This window comes from Streptomyces sp. NPDC015127, from assembly GCF_043080095.1.
Taxonomy (GTDB): Bacteria; Actinomycetota; Actinomycetes; order Streptomycetales; family Streptomycetaceae; genus Streptomyces.
Genome location: NZ_JBIBVE010000047.1, coordinates 1 through 15,454, shown reverse-complemented (window position 1 = coordinate 15,454; position 15,454 = coordinate 1). Strand labels below are relative to the sequence as shown.

14 protein-coding genes and 1 pseudogene are annotated in these 15,454 nt (G+C 70.7%); 9 read left to right on the top strand and 6 right to left on the bottom strand.

Annotation, left to right across the window (positions count from 1 at the left end; translation table 11 throughout):
• The coding region (locus ACF08N_RS36755; RefSeq protein ID WP_392329070.1) for an alcohol dehydrogenase catalytic domain-containing protein at positions 1 to 377 on the bottom strand (377 nt) is incomplete at its 3' end.
• 785 nt (positions 378 to 1,162) lie between these two features.
• Positions 1,163 to 2,575 (bottom strand): MFS transporter, encoded by a 1,413-nt coding sequence (locus ACF08N_RS36750; RefSeq protein WP_392329069.1) that lies wholly within the window; start codon positions 2,573 to 2,575, stop codon positions 1,163 to 1,165.
• A 488-nt stretch (positions 2,576 to 3,063) separates the two neighbouring features.
• Here ACF08N_RS36750 and ACF08N_RS36745 point away from each other — a divergent pair, with 488 nt between their 5' ends.
• Positions 3,064 to 3,426, top strand: coding sequence for a cupin domain-containing protein (locus ACF08N_RS36745; protein WP_392329068.1), 363 nt, complete (start codon positions 3,064 to 3,066; stop codon positions 3,424 to 3,426).
• A gap of 203 nt (positions 3,427 to 3,629) precedes the next feature.
• Entirely contained in the window at positions 3,630 to 4,448 is an 819-nt protein-coding gene (locus ACF08N_RS36740; RefSeq protein ID WP_392329067.1) for an IclR family transcriptional regulator, read from the top strand.
• Positions 4,449 to 5,441: 993 nt separating this feature from the next.
• Here the strand turns inward: ACF08N_RS36740 and ACF08N_RS36735 are convergent.
• Entirely contained in the window at positions 5,442 to 6,326 is an 885-nt protein-coding gene (locus ACF08N_RS36735) for a bifunctional methylenetetrahydrofolate dehydrogenase/methenyltetrahydrofolate cyclohydrolase (protein ID WP_392329066.1), read from the bottom strand.
• Between the two features lie 14 nt (positions 6,327 to 6,340).
• Positions 6,341 to 8,779, bottom strand: coding sequence for an FAD-dependent oxidoreductase (locus tag ACF08N_RS36730; protein WP_392329065.1), 2,439 nt, complete (start codon positions 8,777 to 8,779; stop codon positions 6,341 to 6,343).
• Between the two features lie 553 nt (positions 8,780 to 9,332).
• Between ACF08N_RS36730 and purU the strand changes: the two genes are divergently transcribed.
• The 3 genes from purU (at position 9,333) to ACF08N_RS36715 (ending at position 11,723) form a co-directional block, all read left to right on the top strand.
• Positions 9,333 to 10,205: a formyltetrahydrofolate deformylase gene (gene purU / locus ACF08N_RS36725; protein ID WP_392329064.1), complete on the top strand. Its 873-nt coding sequence runs from the start codon at positions 9,333 to 9,335 to the stop codon at positions 10,203 to 10,205.
• Positions 10,206 to 10,641: 436 nt separating this feature from the next.
• Positions 10,642 to 10,830 carry a transposase family protein gene (locus ACF08N_RS36720; RefSeq protein WP_392329063.1) on the top strand — a complete coding sequence of 63 codons (189 nt, stop codon included), beginning with the start codon at positions 10,642 to 10,644 and terminating at the stop codon, positions 10,828 to 10,830.
• On the top strand, positions 10,791 to 11,723 hold the full coding sequence (locus ACF08N_RS36715; protein WP_392329062.1) for a transposase: 933 nt from the start codon (positions 10,791 to 10,793) through the stop codon (positions 11,721 to 11,723). Before ACF08N_RS36720 ends, ACF08N_RS36715 begins: the two co-directional genes overlap by 40 nt.
• Before the next feature lie 432 nt (positions 11,724 to 12,155).
• On the opposite strand, the gene ACF08N_RS36710 is transcribed toward ACF08N_RS36715, so the two are convergent.
• Together ACF08N_RS36710 and ACF08N_RS36705 are read right to left on the bottom strand one after the other, a co-directional pair.
• Positions 12,156 to 12,290: a hypothetical protein gene (locus tag ACF08N_RS36710; RefSeq protein ID WP_392329061.1), complete on the bottom strand. Its 135-nt coding sequence runs from the start codon at positions 12,288 to 12,290 to the stop codon at positions 12,156 to 12,158.
• Positions 12,291 to 12,800: 510 nt separating this feature from the next.
• Positions 12,801 to 13,391: a hypothetical protein gene (locus ACF08N_RS36705; protein WP_392329060.1), complete on the bottom strand. Its 591-nt coding sequence runs from the start codon at positions 13,389 to 13,391 to the stop codon at positions 12,801 to 12,803.
• Between the two features lie 74 nt (positions 13,392 to 13,465).
• On the opposite strand from ACF08N_RS36705, the gene ACF08N_RS36700 reads away from it, so the two are divergent.
• The 4 genes and pseudogenes from ACF08N_RS36700 to ACF08N_RS36685 form a co-directional block, all read left to right on the top strand.
• Positions 13,466 to 14,551 (top strand): hypothetical protein, encoded by a 1,086-nt coding sequence (locus ACF08N_RS36700; RefSeq protein WP_392329072.1) that lies wholly within the window; start codon positions 13,466 to 13,468, stop codon positions 14,549 to 14,551.
• Complete coding sequence (locus tag ACF08N_RS36695; RefSeq protein ID WP_392329071.1) at positions 14,440 to 14,742, top strand: tyrosine-type recombinase/integrase; 303 nt, start codon at positions 14,440 to 14,442, stop codon at positions 14,740 to 14,742. The genes ACF08N_RS36700 and ACF08N_RS36695 overlap by 112 nt, the downstream gene beginning before the upstream one ends.
• Before the next feature lie 107 nt (positions 14,743 to 14,849).
• Positions 14,850 to 15,140, top strand: a complete 291-nt coding sequence (locus tag ACF08N_RS36690) for a hypothetical protein (RefSeq protein ID WP_392329059.1) — start codon at positions 14,850 to 14,852, stop codon at positions 15,138 to 15,140.
• Positions 15,124 to 15,454 (top strand): annotated as a pseudogene (locus tag ACF08N_RS36685) (hypothetical protein); the annotation flags it as partial. The gene ACF08N_RS36690 and the pseudogene ACF08N_RS36685, both read left to right, overlap by 17 nt.

Sequence of the window (15,454 nt, the reverse complement as noted above, 5' to 3'; positions counted from 1 at the left end):
GACAGCGGGGTGCCGTCGGCCAGCGTCATCGGCTGGGTGGCGTTGTGGGTGGCGAAGCAGTACCACGGCCTGCCCTTGCTGCACGACCGGCATGTACCGCACACGGCACGCCAGTTGAGGACGACGAAGTCCCCGGGCGCCACGTCGGTGACGCCCTCGCCGACCGCCTCGACCACGCCCGCGGCCTCATGGCCGAGCAGGAAGGGGAACTCGTCGCTGATCCCGCCCTCCCGGTAGTGCAGGTCGGTGTGGCAGACACCGCAGGCCTGCACCTGCACCAGCGCCTCACCCGGGCCGGGATCCGGCACCAGGATGGTCTCCACCGAGACCGGAGCGCCCTTCTTCAGGGCGACGACGGCGCGTACCTCGTGTGTCACGGTCGATCTCCTCGCTGAGGGGCGGCCGATGGCGTCTTCGGCCGGAGGGTGTTGCGGGCAGAGGGGGCGTCGCATCGCTCCGCCGGAGCGGTCGACGAGGGCAACGGGGTGAACATCGCTGTTCAACGGCGGGTCCCGCACGAACGGCGGGCGACGCACTGGCAGTTCACGGGGCCGGCTGCGGACCGGCGTGCCCGGAGCCCGGGGAGTGCCGGAACCGGACACCGTCGGCGTTGCGTATGGTGCAAACTTCTTCGCTATAAGCAACAGTCAAACTGTCTGTCCTGCGGGCGGCCACTGTCAAGAGGTTGGCCGGGCGAAACCTGCCCGACCGGCAGGAAGCGCCGCGGCGACGCGGGGACGGGCGGCGCCCCCGTGGGCGCTCGGGGGGCCGCGGCAGGGCCGGTCTTCGGCGACGGCCGGGGCCGGAGCAGGCCGCGGGCGCAGGGCACAGGGCACAGGAGGAACGCCGCTCGGGGGTACGCCGCGGCAGAGCCGGCCTCGGCGACGACCGGGCCGCAGCAGGAGCGCCGCGAGGCTGCGGCCCGGGCGGTTGGGGCGAGCCGGAGCCGGGCGCAGCAGGAGCGCCGAGGGGCCGGCGCTCGGGCGGTGGGGGCTCGGCCCGTCGGGGGCCCGGCGCCTGCCGGGGCGGGGTCGCCGGGCGCCGGGCGGCGCCTTCCCCGATGCCCTCTCGGCGCCGCTGGCGGTTGCGGGGTGGCACACGGCAGGCCGGCCCCCGGTGGGGGCCGGCCTGTCGTGTGGTCCGGTTCGGTGTTTGTCGTCCGTCAGGACCGTTCGAGGTCGCTCTCGCGCAGGCTCGCGCCGCCTTCCGCGTCGGGCGCCGACTGCCGGCGGGAACGGGCGGGCAGTGCGCTGGTCTCCGCCAGCGTGCGGCCGCGGGTCTCCTCGGCCCACGCCACCGACACCAGGCAGCCCACCAGGGTGATCCCGGCGCCGATCAGCATGGTCGCGCCGATGCCCAGGCTGCTGAGGGAGATCGGCAGCAGGAAGGTGCCCGCGGCGGCGCCGATGCGGCTGATCGAGGTGGCCACGCCGCCTGCGGTGGCCCGGATGCTGGTGGGGAACAGCTCGTTGGGATAGGTCCACTCCAGCACCGTGGGACCGCCGGACAGCAGGGCGTAGAGACAGAAGCACGCGATGACCACCCCGATGGGCAGCGCGGAACCGCCGCCGAGCACCGCGAGCGGGACCACCATCAGGGCGAACGACCAGATGATGACGGGGCGGCGTCCCACCCGGTCCACCAGGCGCAGGGCGGGGATGCAGCCCAGCACGAACACGACGCTGATCAGCGCCGAGCCCAGGTTGCCGGCGTTGCCCTCCCCCAGGCCGAAGGAGCCGAGGATCGCGGGGCCGAAGGTGTACAGGGCGAACATCGGCGTGATCTGGCACATGTAGAACAGGCCGCAGAAGAGCGTCCGGCGCAGGTAGGTGCCCTGGAACAGGTCACGGAACCGGGTCCGCTCCACCGCCTGCTCGGCGGCGGAGGCCGCGAGCAGTTCCTTGATCGGGACGGTGCGGCCCAGTGCCCGTTTGATCGCCTTCTGGGCGTCGGCGGTGCGGCCCTTGTTCACCAGCCACAGCGGCGACTCGGGCGTACCGATGCGCATCAGCAGGATCACGGCGCTCAGCACGGCGCCGGAGGCGAGCATCCACCGCCAGGTGCCGCTGCCGCCGATCTCGGCCATGACGTAGCCGACCACGTAGGCGGCCGCCGCGCCGACGTACCAGGCCAGGATGAGGACGCCGAGCAGCCGGCCCCGGTGCCGGTTGGGCACCCATTCGGCCAGCAGGGACGTCGCGATCGGGTAGTCGGCTCCGATGGCGATGCCGAGGACGAAGCGCAGCACGACGAACTGCCAGGGTTCGGTGGCGAACACCGACAGCAGGGATACGGCGACCAGGACCGCCAGGTCCAGGGTGTACATCGCCTCGCGGCCGAGCTTGTCGGTGACGGCTCCGCCGCACAGGCCCCCGACGAAGATGCCGACCAGGGCGGCGGCGCCGATGAGGCTCACGTCCGCCGTGGTCAGGTGCAGTTCGCCGGTCATGCCGACCAGGGCGACGCCGATGATGCTGAGCAGGTAGCCGTCCAGGAAGGGGCCGCCGGCGCACGACCAGGTGAGTTTGCGGTGGAATCCGTTCAGTGGCGCCTCGTCGATGACACGGATGGACATCTGACCTCCGGGGATGGGGGGACTGGGGACCGCGTGGCTCGCCGACCGGGACCGCTGCGTGCGGCGGCCCCTCCGCGCTGCGGGGTCACGGTCGACGGCTCACACCTCGCGTGTTGTTGCGCTATGAAGAACATGTTTCTGCATAAGCAACGGAACATTGATAGCGTGCCGACGTCAAGACAGGCCGCCGAAGCTCTCGCAACTTCCCCGCACGCCCGACACCGGCTCCGGCCGGCGCCGCCCGCCCCGCACCCGTGGCCCGGCCGGACGCCGCCGCCCCGGCTTCTTGACGGCGCCTCACCGCATCCCCATGATGTTGCGTATCACGATGCATGTTTTACATGACGGAACAGACGGGGGCGTCCGGGAGGGGCGGACCGCGGCGCACGGCCGTGCGGGTCCGCCGCCTCGCCGGACACGGCCCGCCGGGCCTGCACCCCACGACCTCGGGACGCAGCTGCTCTCACGACAGAAGTAAGGACACGAGTATGACCATCAGCCTGAACGCCGGTTCACTGTCCTCCGGCGAACTGGAGGACACCAAGGACCTGGCTCCGCCGACCGCCACACCGCTCGGCGGGCCCATGCCCACCCGCAGCCGGCGGATCTTCGCCTCGGACGACGGCAGGATCGTCAGCGGAACGTGGGAGTGCGAACCCGGCGAGTCCGCATGGGACTTCAGCGACCGCGGCGAAGTCATCCATGTGCTGTCCGGGCGCATGACGTGCGCGCAGAAGGGCGGGGAGACGACCGAGGTCGGCCCCGGAACCACCGCGGTCTTCCCCATCGGCTGGCAGGGCACGTGGACGATCCACGAGACGCTGCGCAAGGTCTTCGTCATCTACACGTAGCCCCCGGCCGGCCACAACACCGTCCCGGGCCCGGGCGAGGGGGCACTCCGAACGCCCCGCCGGTCCCCGGTCCCCGGGCCACGCGCCAGGGGACCGGCCGCCCGGCGGCGGCCGCCACTCCCCCGTGCCCCTGCGCTCCCGCGCACACCGGGAAAGGGGCCACCAGGGTCCACGACCACCGCGGCTATGCGTAAGGTTGCGTCATGGGCAACAGCAGAGGCGGTCGTCGGCCGCCGGAGAGGCCGGACTCCCCGCACCCGCCGGAGTCCCCGGTGCAGTCGGTCGACCGGGCCGTGGCCATCCTGGAGCTGCTGGGCCACCAGGAAGAAGCGGGCGTCACCGAGATGGCCGCCGAGCTCGGGGTGCACAAGTCGACGGCCTCCCGGCTCGCCACCGCCCTGGAGCTGCGCGGGCTCATCGAGCAGACCGACGAGCGCGGCAAGTACCGTCTCGGCCTCGGCCTGATCCGCCTGGCCGGTGCCGCCACCGTCCGGCTGGACCTGTCCCAGCAGAGCCGGCCCGTGTGCGAGCAGCTGGCGGCACAGGTCGCCGAGACCATCAACCTGGCCGTCCTCGACGGGGACGCCGCCATCGACATCGACCAGGTGCTCGGCCCCTCGGCCATCACCACACACAACTGGCTGGGGCGGCGTACGCCGCTGCACGCCACCTCCAGCGGCAAGATCCTGCTGGCACACCTGTCCGAGACCGCGCTCGACAGCAGGCTCGCCGCGCCTTTGGAGCGCTGCACGCCGCGCACCGTCACCGATCCCGGCGCCCTGCGGGCCCAGTTGAAGAGCGCCCGCACCAACGGCCTGGCCTACAGCGCCGAGGAGCTCGAACCGGGTCTGAACGCGGTTGCCGCGCCGGTCTTCGGCTTCGACGGACGGGTGGTGGCCGCGCTCAGCGCCTCGGGGCCGTCCTTCCGGCTGACCGAGCAGCGGCTGCGGGAGGTTTCCGCCGCGGTCTTCGCCGCGGCCGGGACGATCTCGGACCGGCTCGGCCACCTCCGCCGCACCTGAGCCGCCCCCGCCCCGCCCCGCCCCGCTCCGGGAGCGCAGGGCCCGCCCGCCGATCCGTGCCCTGCCCTGCCCTGCCCTGCCCTGCCCTGCCCTGCTCTGCCCGCGGGGAGCCCCCCGGGGGGCTGGTGCGGGTCCGCAACACCGCATGCACAAGGGGTCGTGGAGAACAGGGCTGGTGACGGTCACGGGGGCCGTCACCGTGGTTCATGTGCGGTTCGCCGGCGGTGCCGGTGACGTGCGGCCGGTGAGGCCTCGATAGGGCCTTGGTCGCGCGGCGGGTCCCTGCGCCGGTTCGGGCCGGCTGTCGGCGACGGCGCGGCGGCCGCGGCGTTCCGGTTGACGTGGGTTGGGCCGCGCCGGCGCGCATGGTGCCCGGGCGGTCGTGGTCGGTGCATGCGAAAAGCACGGGAGGGGCGCCCGGTCGCCGAAGCGACCCGCCGGGCCCGGCACCCGTCGCACCCGAACGGGTGCGGCGGGGTGCCGGGGCCCGTGGCGCCGGGATGGTCGGTGCGGCGTTCGACGGCGAGGACGTGGTTGTCGTCGTCGTGGCCGAAGTCGGTGGTGCACCGCGCCCGTTCGGGTGCGGCGGGTGGTCGCCGGCGGATGCGGCGTGCCCCGCTGCTCGCCGCAGCGGGCGCCATAGCGGGCGCTGCGGCGGGCGCGGCCGGTCCCGCGCCCACGATCAGCCGGGTCGCCGGTGGGCGGGGACGGCGTCGTGGCGGGCGGGGTCCGGTCCGGTGGCGTGAGGTCCGGGGCCGGGCCGGCTGCTCGCGGCGAGAGTGTTGTACCGCTCGACGGTGGCGCCGGCAGCACGGGCCCGGGGAACGGGACGTCGGTCTGCACGGCGGTGTTCGGTTCTTCGCCCCGGCGCAGGAGATGCCGCGCGGGCGGCCGGGCCGTGACGCGGGCGGCCGGCGGCCGGTGACGGCTCATCGCGCCGGTCCTGACCCGTGCGCCGGGGCGGGGTGCCGGGCGCCCCGCCCCGGTGCGGGTTCACACGGCCTGCCCCGGCCGCGGCGAGGAGGGGTTCTGGGCGGCGCGTTCGGCCGCCTCGACGACGTTGGCCAGCAGCATGGCCCGGGTCATGGGGCCGACGCCGCCCGGCATCGGGGCCAGCCATCCGGCGACGCCGGCCACGTCCGGGTGGATGTCGCCGAGGAGTCCTTCGGGGGTGCGGCTGATGCCGACGTCGAGGACGGCGGCACCGGGGCGGACCATGTCGGGGGTGATCAGCCCGGCGGAGCCGGCCGCCGCGACCACGACGTCCGCCTCGCGGACGTGCCGGGCCAGGTCCTTGGTCCCGGTGTGGCACAGCGTCACGGTGGCGTTCTCCGACCTGCGGGTGAGCAGCAGGCCGATCGGGCGGCCGACGGTGACGCCCCGGCCGATGACGCACACCCGCGCGCCGTCCAGCGGTACGTCGTGGCGGCGCAGCAGTTCGACGATGCCGCGCGGTGTGCAGGGCAGCGGGGCCTGGACGCCGAGGACGAGCCGGCCGAGGTTGGCCGGGTGCAGGCCGTCGGCGTCCTTGGCCGGGTCCATGCGCTGAAGGACGGCGCCGGAGTCCAGGCCGCGGGGCAGGGGCAGCTGGACGATGTAGCCGGTGCAGGCGGGGTCGGCGTTGAGTTCGTCGACGACCGCCTCCACTTCCTTCTGGGTGGCGTCGGCGGGCAGTTCGCGGCGGATGGAGGCGATGCCGACCTGCGCGCAGTCGCGGTGCTTGCCGGCGACGTAGGCGTGGCTGCCGGGGTCGTCGCCGACCAGGACGGTGCCGAGGCCGGGGGTGATGCCGCGGGCGGCCAGGGCGGCGACGCGGTCGGCGAGTTCGGTGCGGATGGCCGCGGCGGTGCGGCGTCCGTCGAGGGTCTGAGCACGCATAGGGGTGGGCCTCCTCAGCCGCGCAGGCGCTGCATGGTGGGGTCGAACAGGGGCTCTTCGGCGACGACCGCGGGGACGAGCTGGTCGAAGTAGCCGATGTGCAGGGTGCGTCCGGGGGTGGCGAGATGGGCGGGGAGCCAGGCGTAGGCGATGCCCTTGCCGATCGTGTAGCCGTAGGCGGCGCTGGTGACGTAGCCGGCCGGCCGGTCGCCGTCGTACACCGGCTCCTTGCCCATGACCACCTGGTGCGGGTCGTCGATCGTCAGGCAGGCCAGGCGGCGGGTCACCGACTGTGCGCGCCGCTCCAGCGCCTCCCGGCCGATGAAGTCGCCCTTGTCCTTCTTGACGGCGAAGCCGACGCCGGCCTCGTACGGGTCGTGCTCGTAGGTCATGTCGGTGCCGAAGGACCGGTAGCCCTTCTCCAGGCGCAGGCTGTTGAACGCGCCGCGCCCGGCGGCGATGATCCCCGCGTCCTGTCCGGCCTCCCACAGGGTGTCCCACAGTTTCAGGCCCATGTCGGCGGTGGTGTACAGCTCCCAGCCCAGCTCGCCGACGTAGCTCAGCCGCATGGCGGTGACGGGGACGGCGCCGATGTGGGCGCGCTGGGCGCGGAAGTACTTCAGGCCCTGGTTGGAGAAGTCCTTGTCGGCCAGGGGCTGGAGGACCTCGCGTGCCTTCGGGCCCCACAGGCCGATGCAGCAGGTGCCGGCGGTGATGTCGCGGACCTGCACCGACCCGTCGGCGGGCAGGTGCCGGGTGAACCAGTCGAGGTCGAGGTTGCTGTTGGCGCCGACCTGGAAACGGCCCGGGGCCAGGCGGGCGATGGTGACATCGCTGCGGATCCCGCCGTCGTGGTCGAGCATCAGCGTGTAGGTGACCGAGCCGACCGACTTGTCGACGTTGCCGGTGGTCAGGCGCTGCAGGAACGCGGCGGCCGAGGGGCCGGTGACCTCGATGCGCTTGAGGGCGGTCATGTCGTACATCGCGACGCTCTCGCGGGTGGCCTGGGCCTCGGCGCCGACGATCGGCGACCAGAAGCGTGCCGCCCAGTCGTTGGGCGTGGGAATGTCCCGGCCGGCCAGCAGAGCCTCGTTGGCCGCATACCACTGGGGGCGCTCGAAGCCGGCCGCCTCCAGGAACACGGCGTCCAGTTCCTGCTGGCGGGGATGGAAAGGGCTGGTGCGCAGGGGGCGGGGCGCGCCGGGCGGCTGGAGGGGGTGGAGGATGTCGTAGACCTCGGTGAAGTTCTGGCAGTCGCGGGCCAGGACGTAGTCGGGGGCGAGCTGGTGCGCCTCGAAGCGGTTGACGTCGCACTCGTGCAGGTCGAAGGACGAGCAGTGGCCGTCGACGAGCCATTCGGCCACCGCGCGGGCAACGCCGGCGGAGTGGGTGACCCACACGGCCTCGGCGACCCAGAAGCCCTTCACCTCGGGGGACTCGCCCAGCAGGGGCAGGCCGTCGGTGGTGAACGAGAACAGGCCGTTGATGCCCTCGGCGACCTCGGCCTCCTTCGTCGCCGGCAGCAGCGACTGGGTCTCGGACCAGGCCTCGGCGAAGTCGTCCTCGGTGAACCGCAGCACGGACGGCATCTGCCCGTCCGCCTCCACCGTGGCGATGTCGTCCACGTCCACGGGCATCGGGCGGTGCCCGTAGTAGCCGATACCGAGCCGGTCGAACCGGTCCCGGTAATACAGGTCCGCGTCCTGGTGGCGCAGGATCGGGCGGACGGCTTCCTGTTCCTGCCCGGCGAGCGCCGGGACGGGCCCGGTCCAGGCCAGCTGGTGGGCCAGCGGGGTCAGCGGAAGGTCCATGCCCACCATGCGGGCCACCTTGGGGCCCCAGATCCCCGCGCAGCACACCACGATGTCCGCGGGGATCTCCCCCTGGTCGGTCACGACCGCGCACACCCGGCCGTCCTCGGTGCGGATGTCGAGAACCTCAACGCCGCCCAGGGTCCGCACGCCACGGCCCCGCGCCGCGCGCAACTGCGCCTCCACAGCAAGGACCGCCTTGGCCAGACCGTCGGTGGGCACCAGCAGCCCGCCCAGCACCCGCTCGCGGGCCACCAGCGGGTGCAAGGCCACGCATTCGTCGCCGTCCACCAGCCGGGCATCGACGCCCCACGAGGTCAGCCAGCCGTGCCGGCGCCGCAGTTCCGCCAGACGCTCCGGACCGGTGGCGACCTCCAGGCCCCCGACCTGCAGGAAACACGGCTCGCCGTCCACCTCGAGGCGGGAGAGCTTCTCGACGGTGTACCGGGCCATCTCCGTCAGCGTCTTCGAGGAGTTCGTCTGGAACACCAGCCCGGGGGCGTGCGAGGACGACCCCCCGGTGGCGGGCAGCGGCCCCTGGTCGACGACCGTCACCCCGGTCCAGCCCCGAAGAGACAACTCGTCCGCCAGCGCCGCTCCCACGACGCCCGCACCGATGATGACCACACGTGGTCCCGCCATCACACAACCTCCAGTTGCAATTGGCGCAACATGCTTCGCATTATGCAACTCACCCTGCCGGGGTCCCGAGAGTGCTGTCAAGAGGGCCGCACCACCGCAAGACCACCACCGCCACCCGGCAGACAGCCGGGCCGCCCCGCCGCCCGCACCGCCCGGGAAGCCGACGGGCCGTCCGCACCGGCCGCAGCGGCCGGGAGCGGACAGCACGGCCCGGCGGGCGGCAGGCCCGGCGCGGCAGACGACCCGCCGGACGGGCCGGCGGGGCGACAGACACAGCCGCGGGCAGCGGGCACGGCCGGCGGGAGGCCGGCCCGCCGGAGAGGCGGCGGACCGCGGGCGGCAGCACCGAACCCCCGCCTGTTGCCCATCATGCGGCATGTTGCGCCACTAGGAACAGACTTCCATGCGGGGCATCGCGCCGCGACGGGGCCGGCGGGGACGGATCGGCAGGGCGCGGCAGTTGCACGCCGGCTCTTGACCAGCCGGCCACCCGCACCGGACCATGTTGCGTATCACTCACTACGTTGCGTATTACGCATCAATGGAGGATGTCATGTCTCCTCGACCGCAGCCCGGCCACGAGTTCGTCCTCACCCTTTCCTGCCCCGACCGGGCCGGCCTCGTCCACGCCGTGACGGCCTACCTCGTCGGCCACAGGGGCAACATCCTGGAAAGCCGGCAGTTCGACGACCGGCTCACGGACCGCTTCTTCATGCGGGTCCACTTCGAGGTCAGCGACCCCGGCATCTCACTGGAGGACCTGCGCACCGGATTCGGCCCCGTCGCCGACACCTACCGGATCACCTGGCAGCTCCACGACGCCTCGACCCTCACCCGCGCCCTGATCATGGTGTCGAAGTTCGGCCACTGCCTGAACGACCTGCTCTTCCGCAGATCCACCGGCGCACTCAACATCGAGATCCCCGCGATCGTCTCCAACCACCGCACCCTGGAACCCCTGGCCGACAACTACGGCATCCCCTTCCACCACATCCCCGTCACCCCGCACACCAAGGACGAGGCAGAAGCCCGCCTGCTGCACCTCGTCGACGAACTCGACATCGACCTCGTCGTCCTCGCCCGCTACATGCAGATCCTCTCCGACGGCCTGTGCAAACAACTCGACGGCCACGCCATCAACATCCACCACTCCTTCCTCCCCAGCTTCAAAGGCGCCCGCCCCTACCTCCAAGCACACGAACGCGGCGTCAAACTCGTCGGCGCCACAGCCCACTACGTCACCCCCGACCTCGACGAAGGCCCGATCATCGAACAGGACATCGTCCGCGTCGACCACTCCCGCGCCCCCGACGAACTCGCCACCATCGGCCGCGACGTCGAAGCCCAGGTACTCGCCCGCGCCCTCCAATGGCACACCGAAAACCGCGTACTCATCAACGGCAACCGCACCATCGTCTTCCCCTGACCACCACCACCCACCGACCACCCCCACCGACCCGGCGACAGTCACCACACCCGCAAACAAGCCCGACACACCACCACCCACCCGGCCCACAGCCCACCCGGCAACAGGCCAGAACCCGCACACCGCCACACACACATCCACGGACACGAACCCGCACGCCGGACAAAACGCGCGCAGACAGAAAGACATACGGAGACAGAAGAAAGAGACCACCGAGACACGGCAGACCTCCCCCAGAAGCGACGGGGGTGTTTCTAAGCGGCTCTGACCGGAGTTCCGTGAATCCCCAGGTCAGCCGGTGTGTGCAGGAACGTTCTGGCAGGGGATCTCTCGGCTGTGGGGTCTGTTCGCTGGAAGATGTACTGTTCCCAGAAATCGATGTGCGGCTGGAACGTGTGGACTCCACCGCTGAGGCTCTGGTCGTGGTGGCAGCGGCATGCGGACCGCCCCGCGGTGTCCGGGCTGCCGCGCTCTTGCTCGCCGCGTGCACTCGTCGTACGAGCGTGGCTTGGCAGAGCGTCCGCTGACGGGGAAGAAGTTGCAAGTCAGGCTGCGGGTGCGGCGGTTCTTCTGCGACCGTGGCTCTTGCGCAGGAAGACGTTCGTCGAGCAGGTCAGCGGGCTGAGCGAACGCTATCGCCGCTCGAGTCTCGGCTTGAGGACTCACCAGCACCGCGCCTGCTTGCGAAAACGTGCCGACGAAGAGACCGGCAGCCTTCCCGAAGCGCCGCCGCTGATGGAACTCCCGATGCACGAACTTCCCCGGACGCAGATCATCGAGCGGATCCGTCACCGGCACGCGGACGTCCAGCGGCTCGTCGCCGCGGGCTGGACGATCAGCGCCATCGCCCGCCGTCTGAATCTCGACCGGAAGACAGTGCGGCGTTTCCGCGACACTGATCTCGACCAGCTCCTCGCCTCCGCCCACGAACGTCGACCGGCGGGAGTACTGGAACCGTTCAAGCCCTACCTCAACACCCGATTCACCGAGTCGCTCGGCCAGGTCAGCGGCAGTCGGCTCTTCCTGGAGATTCGAGAGCGCGGCCACCGCGGCAGCCGCCAGGTCGTCCGCAAACACCTCGCCGCCCTCCGCGCCGGCAACGCCGAGCCTGTGCGGGCCCACATCCCCAGCCCTCGAAAGATCACCGGCTGGATCATGCGTCCTCGCGAGACCCTCACCGACGAACAGCAGGAAAGGCTGCTCGAAGTCCGGCTCGCCTGCCCGAACATCACCCGGGCCCGCGATCTCGCCCGAGCCTTCACCGACCTGGTCCGCAACCGACGCGGAACCTTCCTCCTCGAAAGGATCCGGCAAGCCGAGCAAGACGCCCCGAAACCGATGCGCGGCTTCGCAGGCTTTCTCCGCCAGGACCTCGACGCCGTCACCGCCGGACTCACGCTGCATTGGAGCTCAGGCGTCGTCGAAGGCCACGTCAACAGGGTCAAAACACTCAAGCGAGCAATGTACGGCCGAGCATCGTTCACGCTTCTGCGGACCCGGATCCTCACGCAGCCGTGAAACCGCCTGGGTCACGTTGTGGCGAGAACCGCCTGGACGAAGGCGGTTGACGGCACATAGTCGTGTGCCTCGACATAGTGAGCGATGATTTCGGGGGGCAGAGTAGGCGACATCTCCACCCATCACCCATATCTCGGCACTACCCTGCACATGACTGGAGCGACTGCCGAATATCCGCGAAGCACAGAACAGGCAGGAGTAGAAGCCGCGAGTCTGGTGAGTTCGGTGCGTGCGGCTCATGCGGCTAAGCACTGCAGCCAGCCCGGAGGGAGCAACGCCCCGCTCATAAGGCTTGCCGCGCTCGAGCCAGCCCCCGTTGATCAAAGGGGTACGCCGACAACCGGGTCAGCGGGCCGGTCCGCCGCGCCGGGTTCGTTGTCCTGTCTCACCGAACTTTGGCCGTTCTCAGCGAAGATTGACTACAGAGCAGGTTCACCACTCTCCTGCGGCCGGCACCTCTTTGGCGCGGACCGCGAAGGCTTCACAGGCATGCTCCGCAACCTCGCCTCGGGCGAGCATGTCGGCCTTATCGGCAGCGAAGAAAATCTCTCGTGTCTTCACCTGCATCTCACCGGCCTGCTCGGCAAGCTGCTGCGCCTGCGGGCCTTGCGCGACGAGGCGGAGCCGGAAGGCGCTGCTTCGGACCTCGACATAGAGCCGGTACGACTCGGCCCGGGTTGCGAAGTTCGCCTCAGAGTCGGGTGCTGTGTGCTGGCTTGTCCACCGGTCGTACTGTGCCCGCCGATAGTCCTCAGCCAGGGCAATGAAGTCAGCACAGGCACGAGGAGACGCTGGTGGCTTCGCTCGCGGTCAGCACGGGCTGCAGACCGGGCTGCGATTTTCTCCTGGTAGCGGTGTGCGACGACAGCACCCAACAGTGTTCCGATGACGGCGATGGCGGCCGCAATGATCCCCGACACAACGACCAGCCCATCATGTGGCAGTGCCTGCCGGTTAGAGCGCGAATCGGCCACCGTCCGCGCCCAGACCACTGACGCTCAGGTCCTGCCCGTGTCCCTCTGGCAGTGCGCTGATCCGGGATCCGCGGAGGCATCGGCCAAGGTTCAATGAGTTCGGTCAAGGCTCGGTGAGACAGGACACTCGTCGACGCTCGCGCCCGGATGGGTTCCCAGTCTGGGAACGCTGCGCCTGTCGGGGGATGTTGGGCCGTTCGTCGTAGGTGAACTCGGTGGCCAGAGCGAGTGCCTGGCGGGCATCGTCGGTGGTGGCGGAGGGCTGGTTGCGTTCGCGGGCGTGCGCATGGACGGAGCGAACGAAGCTCTCCACCCAACCGGTGAACCGCGCCCGCTTGGCCGGGTTGTCACGATCGTCGATGGAATCCGCGATCTCACCGAGCCAGTAGATCGCCCAGCTGTCCAGGACCAGGCCGTCACGGTGCTCCAGGAGCATCCGGCCGATTCTCTGAGCGACGGGGAACCGTCGCTCCTGCGCCAGCATGAGTGCTCGCTCGGCCCGTGCCTCGGCCGCCGCACGCTCCTCGTGGTCGCGGGCGACCTCGGGTGTGCGGCGTTCGCCGGGCTCACGGACCTGATCGGCCTTCATCCGCCGCGCCTCCTGGTACGCGCCCTGCTTGGACGTCACGCACAGCGGCCCGGCGAAGTGCTCCCACGGCACGCCGGCGGCCCGGCCGTCCTCGATCGCCTTCAACTGCCCGACGTCGGCCCGCCCCTGGCCGACCTCGACCTGGACACGTGCAACCGCCCGTCCGCCAGGTTGGCACGGTGATGCTCGGCTACCTAAGGCTGGTCTACTTCACCCGCGAGGACACCAAGGACGCCGGGTTCCTCGAGACCGATCACTTCGGCGTCCGCTTCCCCCACACAGGCAGCAGAATCGACCTGAGCCGAGTCACGCAGCGCTGGCTGCGGGACCTGCTTTGGGACTTCCTGGCCGCCCGGCTGAGGACGAAACCGCCCCGCAGCCGAACCAGTTTCGATCAACGTCGCCGGGGATGCGTGGAGTTGAGCGCCTACCTCGAAGGCTTCGTGCCGGGCGGAGGCCACAACCTCACGGTGCTGACCGAGCCCCATGCGACCGACTTCGTCACCGATCAGCGTCACCGAGCCCGACATGGTCTGAAGTCGCTCGGCATCCACCATCATCAGGGCGATCGTCGGTCTCGACATGCCGGTGAGCCCTCAATCGCCACCGCTGGAACCCTCTCGACCGTCTTGATGAGTGTTCGCCGCGTCCTGCGCGAAGCACTGGAGACCGGTGCTTCTGACAAGATCGGACTCGACCGCAGCTTCACCGTCGCGATGCCGAGGGCCACGGCCCCATCGGGGCGTCGATCGCCGTTTCCCGACGACGTCGCCAGGCCCTGGCCCACCCGACCAATCTGGCGAACCTCGAAACGTTCGACACCAACAACCGCGGGCTCCGGGATGCCTGGGAAACGCTCGTCCTGGTCGGCCGCCGCTGCGGCGAGGTCCTCAACGCCCCGCCTGGAATGCGTCGGCCGGCTCAACGGGCTGCCGATGTTCTGGCACGACCAGACCAAGGTCGGCAACTACGACGAGGCCATCCGCATCCCCGAACGGCTCCATCAGCGGATCGAGCGCCGCCAGGCAGTGACCGTCGCCCGCTTCACCCAGCGCTACGGACGGCCCCCAACACGCCTGCAGATTGCTCGTTCCCCCGGCAGTACAGCAACCGCAACCTGCTCAAGGGCGTCAGCTACGGGTGGTTCCACAAGCTGTTCCGCGACTGGGTCGACACGCTCGACATCGCCCACTGTGTTCCCCACCAAAGCCGGCACACGCTGGCGACGAACCTCTTGCGCAACGGCGCCGACCTCATCCACGTAAAGCGCTACCTCGGGCAGGTCTCCGGGCGGATGGCCGAGCACTACGTCCACCTCGCCAACACCGATCCCCGCCTCGAACAGGCCCTGCAGACCATCTGGGTCGCCGGCCCCGGATCGGACGAGCCCGGACTGATCTTGTCCGGCAGCGAGCCCATGTCCAGGGAAGAGCCGAGGCCCTCGCCATCGACCTGACGCGCCGGTCCACCCCGGCCGACGGCGGGTTCTGCACCTTCCAGCACGTCGTCGACGGCGCGGCCTGCCCCTTCGATCTCAACTGCCACAGCTGCGAGAACTTCGTGATGTCGGGCGCAGACCTCGTCTACTGGCACCGCAAGCGCGAGCAGTGGCGCATGCTCGCCGAACGCGCGCCGGACAGTGCGACCGCCGACTACCTCCACGAGGTCTTCGAGCCCACCGCCCGCGCGATCACCGGCCTGGAACGTGCGCTCGAAGCCGTCGGTCTCCTGGATGAGGCCCTCGCGCTCGACCTCCGCCGCCCCCAGAATTACTTCGGCCGCGTCTGGTCCACCGCTTTCCGAACCGCGGACCTCACCGAGCCACCGGAGATCGACGATGGTGATGCCGCATGACATCCACTGCCGACTCCCCAGCGGCCGCGATCGCCGCTCGCCGCCGCCAGACCGCAACAAACTGACCCAGCTCGAGAAGGCCATCACGCAGCTTCGCCGCGAACGCGGACGGCTCAACGTCCGAGCCATCGCCGAGCGAGCGGGCGTGTCCGCCACCTTCTGCTACGAGAACAGGGACGCACGAGTCCTGGTCCGGGCAGCCGTCGCCGACGCCCGACAACCACCGGCGACGCCGGTGGCCGAGCACCGCGAACCTCCACCTGCTGATCAACAACCAGACCGCCAACACGACCGGCCGGGCCAGCCACTGGATC